The sequence below is a fragment of the Actinosynnema sp. NPDC002837 genome, assembly GCF_040295345.1.
Classification (GTDB): domain Bacteria; phylum Actinomycetota; class Actinomycetes; order Mycobacteriales; family Pseudonocardiaceae; genus Actinosynnema.
Genome location: NZ_JBEOVG010000196.1, coordinates 1 through 2,659 on the forward strand (window position 1 = coordinate 1; position 2,659 = coordinate 2,659).

General features: G+C 68.3%; 3 protein-coding genes. All 3 read left to right on the top strand.

The window, feature by feature from the left end:
* Positions 1-6 precede the first annotated feature (6 nt).
* The 3 genes from ABTZ99_RS44780 to ABTZ99_RS44790 are packed head-to-tail and all read left to right on the top strand — an operon-like array spanning position 7 to position 2,385.
* Positions 7-978, top strand: coding sequence for a carbohydrate ABC transporter permease (locus ABTZ99_RS44780; protein ID WP_499619257.1), 972 nt, complete (start codon positions 7-9; stop codon positions 976-978).
* Positions 975-1,811: a carbohydrate ABC transporter permease gene (locus tag ABTZ99_RS44785; RefSeq protein WP_498775537.1), complete on the top strand. Its 837-nt coding sequence runs from the start codon at positions 975-977 to the stop codon at positions 1,809-1,811. Before ABTZ99_RS44780 ends, ABTZ99_RS44785 begins: the two co-directional genes overlap by 4 nt.
* Before the next feature lie 4 nt (positions 1,812-1,815).
* Complete coding sequence (locus ABTZ99_RS44790; RefSeq protein WP_499619255.1) at positions 1,816-2,385, top strand: hypothetical protein; 570 nt, start codon at positions 1,816-1,818, stop codon at positions 2,383-2,385.
* The last annotated feature ends 274 nt before the right edge of the window (positions 2,386-2,659 follow it).

Sequence of the window (2,659 nt, forward strand, 5' to 3'; positions counted from 1 at the left end):
GGGGTCGTGCGCCGGGCGACGAGCGCCCCGGACCGCGGCGCGGAGGTCCCCACGTCGCGGCTGGGGGGGGCGCCCACGCGCCCCCGCCTGCCGGGCGACGGCCTGGCGGGTTACCTGTTCCTGTCGCCGTGGATCATCGGGATCGTCCTGCTGACCCTCGGGCCGATGGTGACCTCGCTGTACCTCTCGTTCACCGACTACGACCTGTTCAACACCCCGACCTGGATCGGGTTGGAGAACTACCAGCGGATGTTCTCCGACGCGCGGTGGCTGCGGTCGGTCGAGGTCACCGCGATCTACGTGGCGCTGGCCGTGCCGATCAAGCTGGCCGCCGCGCTGGGCGTCGCCGTGCTGCTCAACGGCAAGCGCGCGGGTCAGGGCTTCTACCGGGCGGCGTTCTACGGGCCGTCGCTCATCGGCGGCAGCGTCGGCGTCGCGATCGTGTGGAAGATGATGTTCAGCGACGACTCGGTGGTCGACCAGCTGCTGCTGCGGTTCGGCATCGACACCGGCGGCTGGGCGGGCAACCCCGACTTCTCGCTGATGATGCTGGTGCTGCTGGCGACGTGGCAGCTCGGCGCGCCGATGGTGATCTTCCTGGCGGGGCTCAAGCAGGTGCCGCGGGAGCTGTACGAGGCGGCGGAGGTCGACGGGGCCGGCCGCGCGCGGCGGTTCTGGTCGATCACGCTGCCGATGATCTCGCCGGTGCTGTTCTTCAACCTGCTGCTGGAGACGATCAACGCCTTCCAGGTGTTCACGTCGGCGTACGTGGTCGGCGGGCCGAACGGGCAGCCGGCCGGCAGCACGCTGTTCTACACGATCTACCTGTTCGACCGCGGTTTCGGCGACTACCGCATGGGTTACGCGTCGGCGATGGCGTGGATGCTGCTGCTCGGGGTCGGCCTGGTCACCGTGTTCCTGTTCCGCACCGCACGGGGTTGGGTCTTCTACTCCGGGGACTCGGGGGACAAGCGATGAGGCAGTCGTTGACCAGGGTGGCGTGGCACGTCGGCGCGCTGGCCCTGCTGGCCGTCGTGCTGTACCCGATCGCGTGGGTGGCGGCGGCGACGTTCAAGCCGTCCGAGGCGATCGTCGGCAGCCTGCAGCTGTTGCCGACGGATCCGACGTTCGCGAACTACGAGCGGGTGTTCGAGGGCGTGGTCGGGATCGGCGTGGGCCGGTTCTTCTGGAACTCCGCCGTGCTGGCGGTGCTGTCGGTGGTGGGCACGGTCGCGTCGTCGGCGTTGGCGGCGTACGCGTTCGCCCGGTTGCGGTTCCGCGGTCGGACGGTGCTGTTCGGGATCATGATCGCGACGCTGCTGCTGCCGTTCCACGTGTTGATCATCCCGCAGTACGTGGTGTTCCAGAACCTCGACCTGGTGGACACGTACGTGCCGCTGCTGGCGGGCAAGTTCCTCGCGTCGGAGGCGTTCTTCGTGTTCTTGATCGTGCAGTTCATCCGGCAGCTGCCGCGTGAGCTGGACGAGTCGGCGAAGATCGACGGTGCGGGGCACTGGATCGTGTTCTGGCACATCATCCTGCCGCTGTGCAGGCCGGCGCTGATCACCACGGCGATCTTCACGTTCATCTGGAGCTGGAACGACTTCTTCGGGCCGTTGATCTACCTGAGCACGCCGGACAAGTACCCCCTGCCGCTGGCGTTGCAGCTGTTCATCGACGAGTCGACGGGTTCGGACTTCGGGGCGTTGATGGCGATGTCGATGCTGGCGCTGGTGCCGGTGATCCTGTTTTTCTTGTTCTTCCAGCGGTTCCTGGTGGAGGGTGTGTCGACGTCGGGGTTGAAGGGGTGAGCCGGTGAGGCGGTTCTCGTTGTTCGGCGAGTGCCTGATGGCGGGGTTGCTCGTGCTGCTGGCCGCCCTGCCGGTGGTGACGCTGGTGCCGGCGCTCGCGGCCGGGTGCGCGCACATCAAGGCTCACGTCGACGGGGAGACCACGTCGGTCCGGTCGTTCTTCGAGCGGGTGCGGTCGGCGTTGCCCGGTGGGTGGGTGGTGTCGGTCGGGGTGGTCGGCGGCTTCGCCGTGCTGGTGGTGGACGTGGTGTTCTTGCGGACGCGGGTCGCCGGTGGCGGTGCCGTGGCCGTGGTGTGCGGGGTGGTGGCGGTCGGTCTGGCGGTGGTCGTGCTGCGTGCCGCGGCGTTGTGGGCGGTGGGTGCCCGGTGGCCGTCCGTGATGCGTGAGGCGGGGCGTCGTGCGGCGTCGGATTTCGGCGGCTCGCTGCTCTTGGTGATGTCACTGGCCGTGATGCTGATCGTGACGTGGCAACTGCCGCCACTCCTGCTCCCGATGGCCGGCTGCGTGCTAATGGCGGCCGTCGCCGTCGACCGCAGGCACAGCTCAGTCGCCAAACATCCACTTTCCCGCTAGACTGCCTCTGACCAGCGGTAACGCATCGACCCCCGTCCACTATCGAGTGAATCTGAACTCGACCAACAATCGAAACGCCGTTATCGAAGCCCTGGAACGTCGGTTGAAACAACGAGGCCGGCAACCAACCCCCGCCCCGCCGAACCCGCAGCGGGCCCCACCACCCACCGAACCCCGCGACCGAACGTAGCCGCCGGCCACCAACACAGACAGCCACCCCAAGCCGCCACACCCCGAGCCGCCACCCGGCCGGCGGGCCGGCCGGGTGTACGGA